Raw genomic sequence first — 18,092 nt, 5'->3', positions numbered from 1 at the left:
CGTCCGCTCGTTGGTCGATTCAGGCGGGCAGGGAGCGTCGGCGCTCGGTGTCCCGCCGGAGTACGGGCGGGTTTCCGCCGATCGGACCGGTCCCCGGTGCGATCGCGGGAGGCCGGGATGCGGCGACGAGAGGACACGGGGTTGAGCACGGTGGTGCATCGATACGGGGCGGACGGCGGAGGCGCCGAGCCCGGTCGCGCCCCGGACCTCACCCGTCCGGCCGAGTACGGCGAGCCCGACCCGTGGCCGGGCGACGGCGGGACCGAGCAGATCGACCACGACGCGTGGACCGGCGGCGCCGAGCCCCCGCCGATCAGCGGCGCGATGGTGCAGCAGCACCGCACGCTGCCGCACGGCGAGCTGCGCGCGGACTTCGGCGCGCACCTGGAGACCTACTACCCGCGGCTGGTCGCCCAGCTGTACGCGATCACGCTGAACCCGCAGGACGCGCACGACGCCGTCCAGGACGCCTACTCCCGGGCCTGGCGCCGCTGGTCGGCGCTGCGCAACCGGGGTGCGGTCGAGCACGAGGACGCGGCGGTCGGCTGGGTCCGGCGGGTCGCCATCCGGACCTCGATGCGCGGCCGGTTCCTGCGCTTCGGCAGGCGCCGCAGGCCGGCCGCGGAGGAGACCGACCCGCGGACCGGGGCGCTGCTGGAGGCGCTGGGCCGGCTGGCCCCGCCGGACCGGCGGGCGGTGGTGCTGCACCACATGGCCGGCCTGTCGCCCGGTGCGGTCGCCGAGCTGGAGGCGACCGACGAGCGGGAGATCGGCAGGCGGCTCGCCAGGGGGCGCGAGGTCGTCACCGAGGGGATGGCAGAGGTGCTGGAGGAGATCGTGGGGGCGCCGGCGCCGTACGTGGCGCGCCCCGCGTACGGCGGCCACGGCGGGTACGACCTGCGCGCCGCCGAGGGGGGACGGGGATGAACGGCTACCAGGACATCGACCACGAGTTCCACCGGCTCGACGACGTGCTGTCGGCGGCGGTGCCGCTGCCCGCGGTCGACGACGTGATCGCCCGTGCCGCGGGGGCGCGCCGGGCGACCTCGGCCGCCGCGGCGGCCGTGCTGACCGTGGGCTCGCTGGGCGGGATCACCGCGGTCGCGACGGCCGCGGCGCCGGAGGGCAGCTTCGTCGGCTCGCCGTTCGCGATCGCCTCGCCGGGCAGCACCGCGCCGACGCCGGAGCGGATCGTCACCGGTGAGCCGCCGGCCGAGGCGCCGGCGGAGGACGCCGTGCCGCCCGCGTTCGACCCGGCGACGGCCGCGGACGAGGGTGCCGGCGCACCGGCTCCGGGCACGCCGCCGCCGACCGGCGGCGCCGCGCCGGTCGTCCCGGCCCCGCCGCCCGGTGGCGGGGTGGCCCCGCCGCCCGGCGGGGGAGTGGCGCCGCCGCCGGCCCCGCCGCCCCCGTCGACCCGGCCGACCACGCCGCGTCCCAGCACCCCGAAGCCGCCGGAGGGCACGCCGGACCCGAGCACGTCGCCGAGCACGCCGCCGGACGACTCGGAGACGCCGGACCCGTCGACCCCGCCGTCGACCCCGCCGACCTCGACGTCCGGCAGCGAGGGCACGCCGGACCCGTCGACGTCGAACTCGGCGGCGCCGACCAGCACGTCGGACGGCCCGGCGCCGACCAGCACGTCGGAGTCGTCCACCAGCGCGGTGGGGCAGGGCCCGGCCCAGCACCCGGCGCTCTAAGCGGCGCTCAGCCCGCCAGGTCGGCGGGCGGCGCGGGCTCGGCCCGCGGGCCGAGCGCGATCCCGTGCCCGGCCAGCCACGCCTCGTGGTCGTGGCCGTGCCCGGCCAGCCCGGCGAGCACGGTGTGCGAGCGCTCCAGCGCGTACTCCGCGGTCGCCGGGTCCAGCAGGCCCTGCGCGACGGCGGCGACGAACTCGTCGGCGTCGAGCAGTTCGGTCCCGCGGCCCCGGCGCACCACCAGGTCCAGGTACAGGTCGGTCATCCGCAGCCGCCGGCCGTCCCGGGTGATCCGGGCGATGTCGATGTAGATGTCCTGGTCGCGCTCGTGCCCGGGCCGCCAGCGCCAGTCGGACAGGCAGATCCCCAGATCGGGGACCAGCCAGGACTCGATCCACCAGGCGTTCGGCCGGGCCACGACCGGGCGGGACAGGTAGATCCCCCAGTCCTCCTCGCGCAGCGTCTCGATCTCGCGGCGGGTGCCCTTGGTGTCGTACTGGGCGCGGTCGCCGGGATCGACGACCTGGGTCTTGGGCGGGTGCACGGCACGCATCCTGCCGGTGCCGGGCCGGGCTGTCAGGGCGTGCGACGGGAAACTGTCGGGGGTCGCTCGTACCCTGGTGTCATGGCATTCGCGACCGAGGTCCCGGGCAGCGCGGCGGACCAGCACGGACACCCCGAGGCCGCCGCCGGGCTGCCGCTCGCGCACTCCGAGCACCGGCCGGTCGGCGACATCGAGCGGAAGGACGGGCGGTTCCGCGTCGTCAGCGACCTGCAGCCGGCAGGCGACCAGCCGACCGCCATCGCCGAGCTCGACCGGCGTCTGCTCGCCGGCGAGGAGGATGTCGTGCTGCTCGGCGCCACCGGCACCGGCAAGTCGGCGACCACGGCCTGGCTGATCGAGAAGCAGCAGCGGCCGACCCTGGTGATGGCCCCGAACAAGACCCTGGCCGCGCAGCTGGCGAACGAGCTGCGCGAGATGCTCCCGCACAACGCGGTGGAGTACTTCGTCTCGTACTACGACTACTACCAGCCCGAGGCGTACATCGCGCAGACCGACACCTACATCGAGAAGGACAGCTCCATCAACGACGACGTCGAGCGGCTCCGCCACTCGGCGACGATGAACCTGCTGTCCCGGCGCGACGTCGTCGTGGTCGCCTCGGTGTCGTGCATCTACGGCCTGGGCACGCCGCAGTCGTACCTGGACCGGTCGGTGCCGCTGAAGGCGGGCGACGAGATCGAGCGGGACCGGCTGCTGCGGCTGCTGGTCGACGTGCAGTACACGCGCAACGACATGTCGTTCACCCGCGGCACCTTCCGGGTCCGCGGGGACACCGTGGAGATCATCCCGGCGTACGAGGAGCTGGCGCTGCGGATCGAGTTCTTCGGCGACGAGATCGAGGCGCTCTACCACCTCAACCCGCTGACCGGCGACGTCGTGGAGCAGGTCGACGAGATCCGGATCTTCCCCGCGACGCACTACGTGGCCGGCCCGGACCGGATGGAGCGGGCCGTCCGCGACATCGAGGCCGAGCTGGAGCAGCGGCTCACCACCCTGGAGAACCAGGGCAAGCTGCTGGAGGCCCAGCGGCTGCGGATGCGCACCCAGTACGACATCGAGATGATCCGCCAGGTCGGCTTCTGCTCCGGCATCGAGAACTACTCGCGGCACATCGACGGCCGCGGCGCCGGCACCGCACCGGCCACGCTGATCGACTACTTCCCGGACGACTTCCTGCTCGTCATCGACGAGTCGCACGTCACGGTGCCGCAGATCGGCGGCATGTACGAGGGCGACATGTCCCGCAAGCGCAATCTCGTCGAGTACGGGTTCCGGCTGCCCTCCGCGGTCGACAACCGCCCGCTGACCTGGGAGGAGTTCGCGGACCGGATCGGGCAGACGGTCTATCTGTCGGCGACCCCGGGCCCCTACGAGCTGAACCGGACCGGCGGCGAGTTCGTCGAGCAGGTGATCCGGCCGACCGGCCTGGTCGACCCGGAGGTCGTCGTGAAGCCGACCAAGGGCCAGATCGACGACCTGGTCGCCGAGATCCGGGACCGCACCGAGCGCGACGAGCGGGTGCTGGTCACCACGCTCACCAAGAAGATGGCCGAGGACCTCACCGACTACCTGCTGGAGCTGGGGATCAAGGTCCGGTACCTGCACTCCGAGGTCGACACGCTGCGCCGGGTCGAGCTGCTCCGGCAGCTCCGCTCCGGCGAGTACGACGTGCTGGTCGGCATCAACCTGCTCCGCGAGGGCCTCGACCTGCCCGAGGTGTCGCTGGTCGCGATCCTCGACGCGGACAAGGAGGGCTTCCTGCGCTCCGGGACCTCGCTGATCCAGACGATCGGCCGCGCCGCCCGGAACGTGTCCGGCCAGGTGCACATGTACGCGGACACGATCACCGACTCGATGCGCTACGCGATCGACGAGACCGACCGGCGCCGCGCCAAGCAGGTCGCCTACAACACCGAGCGCGGGATCGACCCGCAGCCGCTGCGGAAGCGGATCGCCGACATCCTCGACCAGGTCTACCGGGAGGCCGAGGACACCGAGTCGGTCCCGGTCGGCGGATCCGGCCGGAACGCCTCGCGCGGCAAGCGGGCCGCCGGCGAGGCCGGGCGCTCCGGTGCGGCGGCGCAGAGCTCCGGGGTGGCCGGTGCCAAGGACACCGCGGGGATGCCGCGGGCCGAGCTCGCCGACCTGATCCAGCAGATGAACGACCAGATGCTCGCCGCCGCCCGCGATCTCCAGTTCGAGCTGGCGGCCCGGCTCCGCGACGAGATCGCCGACCTGAAGAAGGAGCTCCGCGGGATGGACGCGGCGGGGGTGCAGTAGGCCGGGTCCGCGCGGATCACGGCGGGGCGCCCCGCTACCGTGGACCCCCGTTCCCGCACACCCGGCCGCCCCGGCACGCTCCCCGCGTCGTCCGGTGCCGCCCCGCCGCGCAGCGGAGGAGCCCGCGTGACCGTCACCCGCACCACGCCCGACCCGGACGTCCCGCCCGGCGCCGGCTCCGACGGGCACCTCGGCGTCGTGTCGTGGCTGCGGTCCGCGGCGACCGCGTGGGTGACGCTGCTGCTGACCGTGCCGCTGCTCGTCGCGTCGCTCTACTGGTCCTGGATCCGGCTCCGCAACTACGCGCTCGACCTGGACATCTACCGGATCGGGGTGCAGGTCTGGCTGGCCGGCGGGGACATGTACGGCGAGCTGCCGCCGCCGCTGCACGGCCCGGTGCTGCCGTTCATCTACCCGGTGTTCGCGGCGATCACGATGATCCCGCTCGCCGTCGTCCCCTACGCGGTCGCCTTCACCACCCAGTTCGTCGTCTCGGTGGTGTCGCTGGCGATCTGCGTCGTGCTGGCGATCCGGATCGCCTGGCCGGCCGGCGGCTGGCGCGCCGGCGTGGTGCTCGGCGTCCCGGTGCTGGCGGCGGCGCTGCTGACCGAACCGGTCGCCCAGACGTTCGCGTTCGGCCAGATCAACCTCGTGCTGATGGTGCTCGTGCTGGTCGACTGCCTCGCCCCGCGCACGCTGTGGCCGCGCGGGATGCTGCTCGGCCTCGCCGCCGCGATCAAGCTGACGCCCGCCGGGTTCGTGCTGTTCCTGCTGGTCCGCCGGGACTGGAAGGCGTGCGCCGTCGCCGCCGTCACCGGGATCGTCGCCACCCTGGTCGGGTTCGTGGTCGATCCGGCGTCGTCCTACCGGTACTGGTTCGTCGGCGGCCCCGCCGCCGGGGTCAGCGGATCGACGTTCTTCTCCAACGAGACCGTGCAGGCGGTGCTCGCCCGCCAGGAGGTCCCCGAGCCCTGGTTCACCGTGCTGTGGCTGGCCATCGTCGCGGTGCTGCTGGCACTGGCGGTCCCGGTGATCCGCCGCTCGGAGCCGGTGCTCGCACTGGCCGCCACGGCGGCGGTCGTGCTGATGGCGACCCCGACCGCCTGGTCGCACCACTGGGTCTGGGTGGTGCCCGGGCTGATCGCGATCGGCGCGCACGCCATCCGGCACCGCTCGGTCGCCTGGGCGGCGCTGGGCGCGGTGATCGCCGCGATCTTCTACATCGCACCGTTCCGGTGGATGCCGAACGTGTGGGGCGTCGAGATGAAGTGGAGCCTCTGGGAGCAGGTGCTCGGCGCGAGCTACGTCATCCCCTCGGCGATCGCGCTCGGGCTGGGCTGCTGGTACGTCACCCGCGGACCGGGCCGCCCCGGCGGGCCGCAGGCGCCCGCACCGGAGCGGCTGCGGGTCGGCGAACCCCGCTGACCGCGGTGCGCCGGCCCGGCCGGCCGGTCCGCCGCCCCGGCCGGCCCGCCCGTCCTGCTATGGCGCGGGCCACACCGCGGACCTAACCTGGGTGCGGTGGAGGTGGATGTGGACCCTGCCGGCGGTGACGCCCGGGACCAGGCGAGCATCTGCGCGGTCCGGCCGGGCACCGACCTGGGCCGGCACGCCCGGATGCTGTCCCGCCTGCACGACGCCGTGCTGTCCGGCGACGCCGCCCCCGGCCGGGCCCGCAGCCTGGTCGCGCGGTCCTGGGACCGGGTGCGCGCGCAGGGTGTGAACCCCGATGCCGGCGACCCGCCCGGCCCGCTCGACGCCGGCGTCGTCGAGCGGCGGCGGTCGGAGTCCCCGCTGGTGCCGGTCCTGCCCGCGCTGCGGTCCGCGCTGACCTCGGTCGCCGAGGACGCCCGGCACGTCATGGTCGTCACCGACGCCGACGGGGTCCTGCTGTGGCGGGAGGGCTCCTCCGCGGTCCGCCGCCGCGCCGACTCGCTCGGCTTCACCGAGGGGGCGGACTGGTCGGAGTTCTCGGTCGGCACCAACGCCATCGGCACCGCGCTCGCCGAGGACGGGCCGGTGCAGATCTTCTCCGCCGAGCACTTCGTCCGCAGCCACCACGGCTGGACCTGCACCGCGGCGCCGGTGCACGACCCGCGCAGCGGCGAGCTGCTCGGCGTCGTCGACATCTCCGGCCCGGCCGAGACCATCCACCCGACGACGGTCGCGCTGGTGAACACCGCCGTGCGGCTCGCCGAGGTCGGGCTCTGGCAGCGGCACGAGGCGCGGCTCGACGCGCTGCGCACCATCGGCGCACCGATGCTGGCCCGCACCTCCGGCCCCGGGCTGGTCGTCGACGACCACGGCTGGGTGGCCGCCGCGACCGGCCTGCCCGCGGTGGAGCGGGTCGCCGCGCCCACCGCGGACCGGCTCCTCGCGGTGCACGGGCTCGGGCCCTGCCTGCCCGAGCCGGTGCCCGGCGGCTGGCTGCTGCGCCCGGCGTCCGGCGGCGGCGCCCAGCGGATGCGGCTGAGCCTGGACCTGGACGGCCGCCCGCCGAGCGCCGTCGTCGAGGGCACCGGCCGCTGGGTGCATCCGCTGTCCACCCGGCACGCCGAGGTGCTGGTCCTGCTCGCGCTGGCCGGCTCGACCGGGCTGGACGCCGCGGCGCTGTCCGAACGGCTCTACGGCGACCGCGCCCACCTGGTCACGGTGCGCGCCGAGATGTCCCGGCTGCGCCGCGGGCTCGGCGGGATCCTGCTGGCCCGGCCCTACCGGATCGCCCCCGGCGTCGAGCTGGACCTGGCCGGGCTGGCGCACAGCCGCGTCGTCCGCGGGTCCACCGCCCCGGGGGTCGCCGCGCTGGCGCGCGGCTGACCGGCCCGCCCCGCCGAGATGCAGCGGAGCGGGCCTCGGAGATCGACAACTCGCGCTGGGACGCATCTCGGCGGGCCGGCGCGGCGTCGCCTCAGCTGGTGATGTCCTTGCGGGTGAACCGCCAGGCCGCGGCGGCCATGAACACCGTCGCGTAGCAGACCGCGGAGAACGCGCCGTAGGTCATGTCGGCCCAGTCGACGTCGGTCGCGAGCAGCGCCGACCAGGCGTCGCCGTAATGGGTCGGCAAGAAGTTCCGGATCACCCCGAGGTCCTCGATCTGGTCGATGATCTGCGACACGATCGACGCCATCACCGCCCCGCCGACCGCGCCCAGCGGGGCGTCGGTGCTCACCGACAGCAGCAGCGCCAGCCCGGCCACCCAGCTGAGCTGGATCATCAGGAACACCGCGCCGAGCATGACCCGGCCGACCGCCGTCCAGAACGGCAGCGACTCGCCGATCGGGGACACCAGGTCCCCGGTGCCGTAGGCGACCGCGCCGACCACCAGCGCCGCCACCGGCAGCAGCAGCAACGCCGCCACCGACAGCAGCCCGGCGACGATCGCCTTCTGCCGCAGCAGCCGGGCCCGGGGGACCGGCACCGCGAGCAGGTAGCGCAGCGACGACCAGGACGCCTCCGAGGCGACGGTGTCGCCGAAGAACAGCGCGACCAGCACCACGAGCAGGAAGCTCGCCGACGCGAACAGCGTGAACACGGCGAAGTTCGCGGCGCTGCCCGACGCCAGGTCGACCAGGTTCGGGCCGGACGCCCGGCCGTCGTCGTCACCGAGGGAGAACGCGGCCAGCAGGATCAGCGGCATCGCCAGGACCAGGCCGAACACCACCTGGGTGCGCCGACGGCCCAGCTGGCGGGCCAGCTCGGTGCGCAACGGCAGCGTCCGGCCGGGGACGGCGGGCGGTGCCGCCTCGCCGGCGACCAGGTCACCGACGTGCCCCCGCCGGGTGGAGAGCTGGCGCTCGTCGTCCGTCGCTGCCCGGTCCGTCGCTGCCCGGTCCGTCACTGCATGCCCCCGCTCACGTCGCGCCCCTCCGGGCCCACCAGGTCGAGGAACGCGTCCTCCAGCCGTCCGCGCGGCCCGGCCGCGCTCACCGCGACACCCGCGGCGACCAGCGCCGTCACCACCTCGGCCCGTCCCACGTCGGCCAGGTGGGCGTGCACCACGTCCGGCTGCTCACCCGGGACGACGTCGCTGACCCCGTCCATCCCGGACAGCACCTCGGTGGCCCGCCCGGCCGGCTCGACGGTGAACGTCGATCCGCCGCCGGCCGCGGTCAGCTCGGCGACCGTGCCGGAGGCGACGACCGTGCCCCGGTGCATGACGACGACGTCGGTGCAGGTCTGCTCGACCTCGCCCAGCAGGTGGCTGGACACCAGCACCGTCCGCCCGCCGGAGGCGTAGCGGCGCAGCAGCTCGCGCATCGCGTGGATCTGCGGCGGATCGAGCCCGTTGGTGGGTTCGTCGAGGATCAGCAGCTCCGGCAGCCCGAGCATGGCCTGGGCGATCGCCAGCCGCTGCCGCATCCCCTGCGAGTAGGTGCCGACCTTGCGGTGCACCGAGTCGCCGAGCCCGGCGATCTCCAGCGTCTCGGCCATCCGGGCCTGCTCGATCGGGCGGCCGGTGGCCTCCCAGTAGAGCCGCAGGTTGTCGGCGCCGGACAGGTGCGGCAGGAAGCCGGGGCCCTCGACGAAGGCGCCGATCCGGGACAGCACCGCGGCGCCGGGCCGGATCGGCCTGCCGAACGCGCGCATCTCACCGGACGTCGGCGCGATCAGCCCCATCAGCATCCGCAGCACGGTGGTCTTCCCGGCGCCGTTCGGCCCGAGCAGGCCGAGCACGGCGCCGCGCCGGACGGTGAAGGACACGTCGGAGACCGCCCGGAAGCCGTTGCGGTAGGTCTTGGCGAGCGCGCGGACCTCCAGCGGCGGCGGGTCCGAGCCGGCCGGCGCCGCGGCGTCCGGGTCGGCGTGCCGGGACCGGCGCCGGGCGAGCAGCCACAGCACGAACGCGGCGGCGAGCACGCCGGCGGTCCCGAGCACCGGCCACAGCGGGACGGTGCCGGCGCTCTCGGTGCGGCCGGGCACCTCCGGTACGGACAGCACCGGGTCGCCGGCCAGCCCGACCTGCCAGACGGCCGGATCGGTCCCCGAGGCGAAGCCCTGGTCGGTCGTCGACAGCTGGACCATCAGCCTGCTGCCCGCGGTGACCGGGGCGACGACGCCGGGGAGGGTCACCGTCGTCTCGACGGGGGAGCCGTCGGCGGGGACGGCGACCCGGATCGGGGCGACCGCGTTGCCGAGCAGCGTGCTGCGACCGTCCGGGGACAGCGCGGTGACCGAGCCGAACAGCACCGCGGTCTCCGGCGCGGGCTGGCCGGGGACCCGGGCGACCTGCACGGTGACCCGGGCGGAACCGGACGGCTGCATCGGCTCGGCGACCGGCTCGGACACGAACCGCGCGGCCTGGCCCGGCGTGGCGAGCCCGGACAGCGAGCCCACCGAGCCGAGCGACCCGAGCGCCGATCCGAGGCCCGGCAGCGAGGTGATCGTGGCCGGGTTGCCGCCGGGCGGGTGCACGACGAGCTGCTCGTCGCCGGACAGCGGCACCCCGGTCGTGGGGGTCTCGCCGCCGGTCAGGCCGGGATAGGCGTCGGCGAGGACGGTGCGTCCGGTGGGCGTGTCACCGCTGGTCCGGACGTTGCTGCGCACCTGGTAGGCGAACGGCGCCTCGGCCAGCGACCCGGCTGTGCCCTCGGCGGCCGGGAGCCCGCGCAGGTGCTCGTCGAACCAGTCGCCGATCCGGCCGCGGACCTCGGAGTCGGCGGCGCCGCCGTCGTGCCCGCCGGCGAACCACAGCACGGACACCGGGGTGCCGTTCGCGGCGATCCCGCGCGCGTTGGCGTCGGCCTGGTCGAGGCCGAACAGGGTGTCCTGCTCGCCCTGCACCAGCAGCGTCGGGGCGGTGATCCGGTCGAGGACGGTCGCCGGCGAGGACCGGTCCATCAGCGCGGCCAGCTCGGGGGAGATCCGGCCGGTCCGGGCCGCCTCGGAGTAGGCGGCGCACAGCTCCGGCGCGAAACGGCCGCAGGTCAGCTGGGCTCCGGGGGTGGGACCGGGCTGGAGCTGCGCGACGGCCCCGGGCGCCGGGACGGTCCCGCTGCCGCCGGTCGGTGCGCTCTCGCCCGGGCCGGCCGCGCCTGCGTCCGCGGGGCCGGCCGCGCCCGCGCCCCCGGGTGATCCCGTGGCGTCCCCGGCGCCGGCGGGCGTGCCGGCACCGTCGGGTGTCCCCGCGCCGAGTCCGCCGCCGCCGTCCGGGCCGGTGCCGCCGGTGCCGCCGGTGCCGTCGGTGCTGCCGGCGCCGGCTGTGCCGTCCGGGCCGCCTACGCCGGCTGTGCCGTCTGTACCGTCCGGGCCCCCGGTGCCGCCGCCGAACGAGCCCGCACCGGCGTCACCGGCGTCGTCCGCCCCGGCACCACCGCCGGGGACCTGGCCGCCGGAGCCGAAGAACACCCCGGCCCAGCCGCTCTTGAACACCCCGTCCGGCGCGTCCGCGGCGGCGGCCGGGGTGCCCGGCAGCGGCCCGCCGGCCGGTGCCGCGTTGTTCGGGAACAGCGACTGCCCGAGGTCGTTCCAGGTGATCGACGGGGCGATCGCGTCGACCCGGTCGTCGTACCCGGCGAGCAGCAACGCCAGCCCGCCGCCGTAGGAGCCGCCGGTGACGCCCACCCGCGGATCGCCGTCGCCGTCGCGCTGCACCTCGGGCCGCTCGGCGAGCCGGTCGATCAGCCGGGACGCGTCGGCCACCTCACGGTCCGGGTCGTTCAGCCCGATGACACCGCCCGATGCGCCGAAGCCGCGGGCCGTCCAGGTCTGGACGACGTAACCGCGGTCGGCGAGCTCGCGGGCGTCGCGATCGACACCGGCCTTGCTGCCGCCGAAGCCGTGCGCCACCAGCACCGCCGGCGCCGGGGCGTCCGCCGACGCCGAGGCCGGCAGGTAGAGGGAGGTGTCGATCTCCACCGTCCCGGGCTCGCCGGGGCCGGCCGGCACCGCCACCCGCTCCTCGGTGACGGCGACGCTCCCGCCGTCGTCACCGGTCGCCGCCGCGGCGACCGGCGCGACCGAGACCAGCAGGCCGGCGGCGAGCAGGGCGATCAGCGGGCCGGGGGCGGCCCGGCGGAGGAGGGGGCGCACGTGCACCTCTTCGAAACTACGCAGATCGCGTCGGGCCCGCCGTCGCGGCCCCACCGGTGTCCGCATGATCACTTCGGCGGGTGAGGTGCGGGGTGCCGGACGCCGGCGAGGACCCGCGCGGGCGGCACGACCACGACCCGATCCACGGGGGCACCCCGGCGCACCGCCCGGACCACACCGGACCGCGCCGGAGCAGGCACAACACCGACGAACCGGACGGACGGGGACATCCATCGGGTACATCGGGGTGCCGTCGGTCACCCCGTCTCGCCACGCAACGCACCGGGGAGCAGACTCGACCCGATCCGCAGGGGAGTATCCCGTTCGCGGTGGTGTCGTCAGCACGGTGACGGCGGGCAGCGTCCCGCACGTTCCCCGGCACCACCGGCCACGCCGGACGCCGACAGCGGCGTCGTGGCGGGAGAGACCTCGGGCCACTCGACGACGCCCTGGTCCTGGAGGCACTACGTGAACGTCCCGCTGTGGGTCTGGCTGGTCACGATCGCCGGCTTCGTGCTGGTGATCGGCTTCGACCTGTTCGTGAACGACCACAAGCCGCACGCGGTGACCCTCGGCGAGGTGACCCGCTGGGTGGTCTTCTACGTCGCGCTGGCCGTCGCGTTCGGCGTCGGCGTGTGGCTGGTCGCCGGTGGCGGCTACGCCGGGGAGTTCTTCGCCGGCTACCTGACCGAGTACTCGCTCTCGGTCGACAACCTGTTCGTCTTCCTGATCATCATGTCGGCGTTCAAGGTGCCGGTGATCCACCAGCACCGGGTGCTGCTGGTCGGCATCGTGATCGCGCTGGTCATGCGCAGCATCTTCATCGCCGCGGGCGCCGCGGTCATCGACCGCTTCAGCTGGGTGTTCTACCTGTTCGCCGCGTTCCTGATCTACACGGCGTTCTCGCTGGTCAGGCAGGCCGCCGGCAGCGACGAGGAGGAGTGGCAGGAGGGCCGGGTGCTGCGCCTGGTCCGCCGCGTCTTCCCGGTCACCGAGGACTACCACGGCGCGCGGACCACCGTGCGGATCGACGGCAAGCTCTGGCTGACCCCGATGCTCGTCGTGATGATCGCGATCGGCGTCACCGACATCATGTTCGCGCTGGACTCCATCCCGGCGATCTTCGGCCTGACCCAGGAGCCCTACCTGGTGTTCACCGCGAACGCGTTCGCGCTGATGGGGCTGCGCCAGCTGTACTTCCTGCTGGGCGGCCTGCTGAACAAGCTGGTCTTCCTGTCCTACGGGCTGGCGGTGCTGCTCGCCTTCATCGGCGCCAAGCTCGCCCTGCACGCGCTGCACGAGAACGAGCTGCCGTTCCTCAACGGCGGCGAGCCGCTGCCGGTGCCCGACATCGGGATCGGCGTGTCGCTGGCCGTCATCATCGGGGTGCTGGCCGTCACCACGATCAGCAGCCTGGTCGCGGTCCGGATCCGGCCCGAGCTGGCCGAGCGGGGCAGCGCGATCACCGCGCCGCCGCTGGCCCGCACCCGCGAGGAGGCGGACCGGCTGGTCGCCGAGGACGAGCAGGCCGACCACCACGTCACGGCGCCGCGCAGCGAGTAGCTCCGCGGGCCGGACGGCCGGCAACCCTTACCATGCCGCCATGGCCGCCGGGGAGTTCCGCACGATCTCGATGCTCTCGCTCGTCGACGAGTGCCATCGCCAGATCAGGGAGCAGATCCTCAGCGGCGACCTGGAAGCCGGTGCGCCGCTGCGGGACTCGGTGATCGCCAGGGCGATGGGGGTCAGCCGCTCGCCGGTCCGCGAGGCGCTGCGCAGGCTGGAGCAGTCCCGGCTGGTCGAGAAGTCCAACAACCACTCGTACCGGGTCGCCGGGATCGACGAGGGGGACGCTGCGGAGCTGGCCGCGCTGCGGATGGCCGACGAGGGCCTGGCGGTGCGCATCATCGTCCGCGACCGGCTCGACGTGTCGCACCTCGAACCGCTGATCGACGCCCTGGCCGATCCCGAGTCCGGGTCGCGCCCGGCGGCCGAGGCGGACGCCGCGTTCCACACCGCCGTCGTCGCCACGGTGCGGATGCCGCGGCTCGACGCCCGCTACGCCGATCTCACCGACCAGATCCGGCTCATGCTCCTCTCGAACGACGTCTCCCCGGTGCTGGACAGCGCCACCGTGCACCGCCACCACGTCGAGCTCTACGAGGGCCTCCGCGCGGCGATCGCGTCGGGTGACCCGTCCGAGGTGCTCGCCCGGTGGCAGTGGCACGTCGAGCACGGCATGAACGATCCGGCGCGCGTCGCCGACCGGGGTTAGAAGTGGGTCTCGACGGCGGACCAGTACGCCGATAAAGTGTCGACAGTCGCCAATCTTGGGCGGTGGGTGAGCAAAGGAGCTCTCATGCAGCAGTCCTCGGCACCAGGTGCGCCGTCCCCGCTCACGTCGGTCCCCGAGCCGACGAGGCAGGAGGAACGGCGGGCGGTCGTCGCCGCGACCGCGGGCACCTTCATCGAGTGGTACGAGTACGGGCTCTACGCCTTCGTCGCGGGGCTCGTGATCGCCCCGCTGTTCTTCGCCGAGGCCGGCTCGTTCGCCGTCCTCGCGACCTTCGCCACGTTCGCGGTCGGCTTCGTCGCCCGCCCGGTCGGCGGGATCGTGCTCGGCGCCGCCGGCGACCGGTGGGGCCGCCGGCCGGTACTGATGTTCTCGATCGTGCTCATGGGCGTCGCGACGACCGGCATCGGGCTGCTGCCCCCGTACGCGGTGATCGGGGTCTGGGCGCCGATCCTGCTGGTGACCTTCCGGGTGCTCCAGGGATTCGGTGCCGGGGCCGAGCTCGCCGCCGCGATGATCTTCGTCAACGAGTCCACGAGGAAGCAGCGCAAGGGCCTGACCTCGTCGTACATGGTCGCCGGCACGCTGGCCGGATCCATCCTCGCCGTCATCCTGTTCACCGTGATCAGCGCCTCGCTCAGCGAGCAGGCGTTCCTCGCCTGGGGCTGGCGGGTGCCGTTCCTGCTCGGGGCGGTGCTGACCGTGATCGGCCTGCTGCTGCGCCGCAGGCTCGGCGAGTCGCCGGAGTTCGAGCGGGTCGAGGCCGAGCGCCGGGCCGGCCGGATCGAGCGCGCCCGGACCAACCCGCTCGCCGCGATGGCCGCCGCCTTCCGGGCGAACCCCCGCAACTTCGCCGCCGGGTTCCTGCTGCCCTCGGGCCTGAACGTCACCGGGTTCGTCGCGCAGGCGTTCGGCATCAGCTACCTGACGACCCAGATCGGGCTGAGCTCGACCCAGACCCTCGTCACCACGCTCGCGATGATGGGCGTCGGCCTGCTGGCGCTGCTGTTCTGGGGCTGGGCCTGCGACCGGATCGGCGCGGTCCGGGTGCTCTACATCGGCGCGCTGTCCGGCATCCCGCTCGCCTTCGCCTACTTCGCCCTGCTGCGCACCGGCGAGCTCGCCCTGATCATCCTGGCGTCGATCGCCCTGTGGTCGGTCGGCTGGTCCGCGGCGATGGCCGCGCAGATGGTGCTGCTGCCGCTGCTGTTCCGCACCGAGTACCGCGGGTCCGGCATGACGTCGTCCCGCGAGCTGCAGGGCGGACTCGTCGCGGGCCCGGCTCCGCTGATCGCCAGCGGCCTCGCGCTGGCCCTCGGCGGCGAGCCCTGGCTGGTCGCCGGGTTCATCGCGCTCGCCCACCTGCTGACCGTGATCGGCATGGTGCTCGGCAGGCCGCTGGTGAGCAGCGACGACATCGCCGACACCCCCGCACTCGCCGGGCTGCGCCCGGCCCGCACATGACCGGCCCGCACACGACCGACTTGCACACGAACCACCCTGCACCGAACGGAGCACACATGCCCCACGACCTCCGCCGTCATCTGCTGGCGCAGCCGCTGTACGCCACCACGGCGCTGACCGGGAGCCCGGTCGCCGTCGAGGCGCTGTCCGGGACCCCGTTCGCGGCGCTCTGCCTCGACATGGAGCACACCACGCTGCACCCGGCCGCGGTGGAGAACCTGGTCCGGGCCGCCGACGCCGGCCGGAAACCGGTCGTCGTCCGGGTGCCGGACATCGGCAGCGACATCAACCGGGTGCTCGACGCCGGGGCGGCCGGCATCGTCGTCCCCCAGGTCGAGTCGGCCGAGCAGGCGCGCGCCGTCGTCGCGCGGGCCCGGTTCGCACCGGTCGGGCGCCGGGGTCTGGGCGCGACCCGCGGCGCCGACTACGGCGCCGGGATCACCCCGGACTTCACCGCCCGGGAGAACGACCGGGTACTGCTCGCGGTGCAGATCGAGTCCGTCGAGGCGGTCGCCGCCGCCGACGACATCCTCGCGGTGGACGGTGTCGACGCCGTCGTGATCGGTCCCGGGGACCTCTCCGCATCGCTGGGCACCCCGATGGGATCGGATGCGTTCTGGGCGGCCGTCGACGAGGTGTTCGCGGCCGCCGTCCGGCAGGGCGTCGCACCCGGGGCGTTCTGCTTCCGGGACGCCGAGCTCGGTGGGTTCGTCCGGCGGGGCGCGCGACTGCTGCTGGTGGGCAGCGACATCGGCTGGCTGGTGCAGGGCGCGGCCGCCCAGTGGGCTGCCCTGCAGGAGGCCGTCGCCCCGATCGCGGAGGGAGTGCGATGACCCGCGTCGTGATGACCAGCACCCGGATCCCGCTGGCCGAGGAGGCGGCGCGGGCCTTCGCCGGGCTGGACGTCCGGTTCGAGACCGTGGACGTGCGGACCGCCGACGAGCTGGTGACGGCCACCCGGGACGCCGACGCGGTGATCAGCCTCGCCGAACCGTTCGACGCGGACGTGATCGGCCGGCTCGGCCGGTGCCGCTCGATCACCCGGTTCGGCATCGGGGTGGACAGCGTCGACGTGGCCGCGGCGACCGAGCGCGGGATCTGGGTGACGAACATCCCGGACGCGAACCATCGCGAGGTCGCGGTGCACGCGCTGGCGCTCGCGCTGTCGGTGACCCGCAGGCTGCCGGTGCTGGACCGGGCGATGCACGCCGACGGCGCCGCACCGCTCGCCCTCGCGGCCGGGACCCGGCGGCCCGACGTGCAGACGTTCGGGATCGTCGGCATGGGGCGCATCGGGCGCCGGGTCGCCGAGCTCGCCGCGGCGGTCGGCTACCGGGTGCTCGCCACCGATCCGGTGGTCCCGGCCGAGGCGATCGCCGCGGCCGGTGCGGAGCCGGTCGGGTTCGACGAGCTCGTCCGTCGCTCCGACGTGCTCTCGCTGCACGTCCCGCTCACCGACTCGACCCGGCACCTGGTCGACGCCGGGGTCATCGACCGCATGCCGCGGCACGCGGTGCTGCTGAACGTCTCCCGGGGCGGGCTCGTCGACGACACGGCGCTCGCCGCCGCGGTGCGGTCCGGGCACCTGGCCGGCGCCGGGATCGACACCCACGAGGGGGAGCCGGCCCCGCTGGCGGCCGGGCACCCGCTGCTGGGCCTGCCGAACGTCGTGCTCACGCCGCACTCCGCGCACTACAGCGTGGAGTCGTTCGACGAGGCCAAGCAGAAGGCGGTGCTCGACGTCGCCCGCGTGCTGCGCGGGGAACGCCCGGTGTACCCGGTCAACGAGATCGGGGCCGTCCCGTCCGGCTGAGCCCGGCCGGTGTCAGCCCGGCCGGCGGTCCGGTTCCCGGTGGTGCAGCGCCACGTCGCCGATCCGGCCGCGGTCCAGGGTCAGCGTCATCCAGGTGTGCGTGGGCATCCGCCGCCGGTCGGTGGGGGAGCCCGGGTTCAGCAGGCGCAGGCCCCCGGCGGTGGAGTCCCACGGGATGTGCGAGTGCCCGAACACGAGCAGATCGGTGTCCGGGTGCGCGGCGAGCGCGCGGCGTTCCCGGCCCTGCCGGGCGCCGGTCTCGTGGGTGACGGCGACGCGGACGCCGTCGATCGTGACCCGGGCGGTCTCCGGCAGCCGGGCACGCAGCTCGTCGCCGTCGTTGTTGCCCCAGCACGCCACCAGCCGGGCGGCCCGCTCCTCGAGCCGGTCGAGCAGGTCGACCGTGCACCAGTCACCGGCGTGCACGACGACGTCGGCGGCGTCCACCGCCGCCCACACCGGCCCGGGCAGGTCCTTCGCCCGGGCCGGGAGGTGGGTGTCGGAGATCAGCAGCAGCGAGCTCAGTTCACGCCCACCAGGTCCACCACGAACACCAGGGTCTCGTTGGGCGCGATGACGCCGCCGGCGCCGCGCTCGCCGTAGCCCAGGTGCGGCGGGATGACGAGCCGGCGGCGGCCGCCGACCTTCATGCCGGTGACGCCGGTGTCCCAGCCGGAGATGACCTGGCCGGCGCCGAGGCCGAAGCGCAGCGGCTGGCCGCGGTCGTAGGAGTTGTCGAACTCGCGGCCGGTGGACTGCGACACGCCGACGTAGTGCACGGCGACGGCGTCGCCGGGCTTCGCCTCGGTGCCGTCGCCGAGGCTGATGTCCTCGGCGAGCAGGTCGGTGGGCAGGGGGCCGTCGACGATCTCGACGGCGGGCTTCTGCGGTGCGGTCACGGCTGCTCCCTGGGCGCGGTGCGGTGCGGTTCCGACGTCGGTCGGCTGTCCG

At 74.7% G+C, this 18,092-nt stretch carries 15 protein-coding genes; 9 read left to right on the top strand and 6 right to left on the bottom strand.

The features are described 5' to 3' along the window. Nucleotides 1-150: 150 nt before the first annotated feature. Nucleotides 151-927: an RNA polymerase sigma factor gene (locus ABD160_RS24035; RefSeq protein WP_344026373.1), complete on the top strand. Its 777-nt coding sequence runs from the start codon at nt 151-153 to the stop codon at nt 925-927. A gap of 4 nt (nt 928-931) precedes the next feature. On the opposite strand, the gene ABD160_RS24030 is transcribed toward ABD160_RS24035, so the two are convergent. Both ABD160_RS24030 and ABD160_RS24025 read right to left on the bottom strand, forming a co-directional pair. Then, nucleotides 932-1,657 (bottom strand): hypothetical protein, encoded by a 726-nt coding sequence (locus ABD160_RS24030; protein ID WP_344026268.1) that lies wholly within the window; start codon nt 1,655-1,657, stop codon nt 932-934. Between the two features lie 50 nt (nt 1,658-1,707). Next, entirely contained in the window at nt 1,708-2,250 is a 543-nt protein-coding gene (locus ABD160_RS24025) for a ribonuclease FAU-1 family protein (RefSeq protein WP_344026265.1), read from the bottom strand. A gap of 72 nt (nt 2,251-2,322) precedes the next feature. Here ABD160_RS24025 and uvrB point away from each other — a divergent pair, with 72 nt between their 5' ends. From uvrB to ABD160_RS24010, 3 genes are all read left to right on the top strand, one after another. Next, nucleotides 2,323-4,542, top strand: coding sequence for an excinuclease ABC subunit UvrB (gene uvrB / locus ABD160_RS24020; protein WP_344026264.1), 2,220 nt, complete (start codon nt 2,323-2,325; stop codon nt 4,540-4,542). A gap of 126 nt (nt 4,543-4,668) precedes the next feature. Then, nucleotides 4,669-5,967, top strand: coding sequence for a glycosyltransferase family 87 protein (locus tag ABD160_RS24015; protein WP_344026262.1), 1,299 nt, complete (start codon nt 4,669-4,671; stop codon nt 5,965-5,967). 192 nt (nt 5,968-6,159) lie between these two features. Beyond that, nucleotides 6,160-7,359, top strand: coding sequence for a GAF domain-containing protein (locus tag ABD160_RS24010; RefSeq protein ID WP_425563656.1), 1,200 nt, complete (start codon nt 6,160-6,162; stop codon nt 7,357-7,359). A 91-nt stretch (nt 7,360-7,450) separates the two neighbouring features. Here the strand turns inward: ABD160_RS24010 and ABD160_RS24005 are convergent, their stop codons facing one another. After that, nucleotides 7,451-8,380: an ABC transporter permease gene (locus tag ABD160_RS24005; RefSeq protein WP_344026257.1), complete on the bottom strand. Its 930-nt coding sequence runs from the start codon at nt 8,378-8,380 to the stop codon at nt 7,451-7,453. Continuing rightward, nucleotides 8,377-11,571: an ATP-binding cassette domain-containing protein gene (locus ABD160_RS24000; RefSeq protein WP_344026255.1), complete on the bottom strand. Its 3,195-nt coding sequence runs from the start codon at nt 11,569-11,571 to the stop codon at nt 8,377-8,379. Before ABD160_RS24000 ends, ABD160_RS24005 begins: the two co-directional genes overlap by 4 nt. A gap of 468 nt (nt 11,572-12,039) precedes the next feature. Here ABD160_RS24000 and ABD160_RS23995 point away from each other — a divergent pair, with 468 nt between their 5' ends. From ABD160_RS23995 to ABD160_RS23975, 5 genes are all read left to right on the top strand, one after another. Next, nucleotides 12,040-13,134, top strand: coding sequence for a TerC family protein (locus ABD160_RS23995; RefSeq protein WP_344026252.1), 1,095 nt, complete (start codon nt 12,040-12,042; stop codon nt 13,132-13,134). A 40-nt stretch (nt 13,135-13,174) separates the two neighbouring features. Next, on the top strand, nt 13,175-13,846 hold the full coding sequence (locus ABD160_RS23990; protein ID WP_344026250.1) for a GntR family transcriptional regulator: 672 nt from the start codon (nt 13,175-13,177) through the stop codon (nt 13,844-13,846). Between the two features lie 84 nt (nt 13,847-13,930). Then, nucleotides 13,931-15,328: an MFS transporter gene (locus tag ABD160_RS23985; RefSeq protein ID WP_344026248.1), complete on the top strand. Its 1,398-nt coding sequence runs from the start codon at nt 13,931-13,933 to the stop codon at nt 15,326-15,328. 56 nt (nt 15,329-15,384) lie between these two features. Next, nucleotides 15,385-16,161 (top strand): HpcH/HpaI aldolase family protein, encoded by a 777-nt coding sequence (locus ABD160_RS23980; protein ID WP_344026247.1) that lies wholly within the window; start codon nt 15,385-15,387, stop codon nt 16,159-16,161. Further along, nucleotides 16,158-17,141, top strand: coding sequence for a C-terminal binding protein (locus tag ABD160_RS23975; RefSeq protein ID WP_344026245.1), 984 nt, complete (start codon nt 16,158-16,160; stop codon nt 17,139-17,141). The genes ABD160_RS23980 and ABD160_RS23975 overlap by 4 nt, the downstream gene beginning before the upstream one ends. Before the next feature lie 12 nt (nt 17,142-17,153). Here ABD160_RS23975 and ABD160_RS23970 read toward each other — a convergent pair whose 3' ends face one another. Both ABD160_RS23970 and ABD160_RS23965 read right to left on the bottom strand, forming a co-directional pair. Further along, on the bottom strand, nt 17,154-17,666 hold the full coding sequence (locus ABD160_RS23970; protein WP_344026371.1) for a metallophosphoesterase family protein: 513 nt from the start codon (nt 17,664-17,666) through the stop codon (nt 17,154-17,156). Next, nucleotides 17,663-18,040 carry an FKBP-type peptidyl-prolyl cis-trans isomerase gene (locus tag ABD160_RS23965; protein WP_344026243.1) on the bottom strand — a complete coding sequence of 126 codons (378 nt, stop codon included), beginning with the start codon at nt 18,038-18,040 and terminating at the stop codon, nt 17,663-17,665. Before ABD160_RS23965 ends, ABD160_RS23970 begins: the two co-directional genes overlap by 4 nt. Between the last annotated feature and the right edge of the window lie 52 nt (nt 18,041-18,092).

Origin of the sequence: Pseudonocardia kongjuensis, from assembly GCF_039526905.1 — a bacterium.
GTDB classification, from domain to species: domain Bacteria; phylum Actinomycetota; class Actinomycetes; order Mycobacteriales; family Pseudonocardiaceae; genus Pseudonocardia; species Pseudonocardia kongjuensis.
The sequence above is the reverse complement of the archived record's forward strand: the minus strand, read 5'-3'. Positions and strand labels throughout refer to the sequence as shown.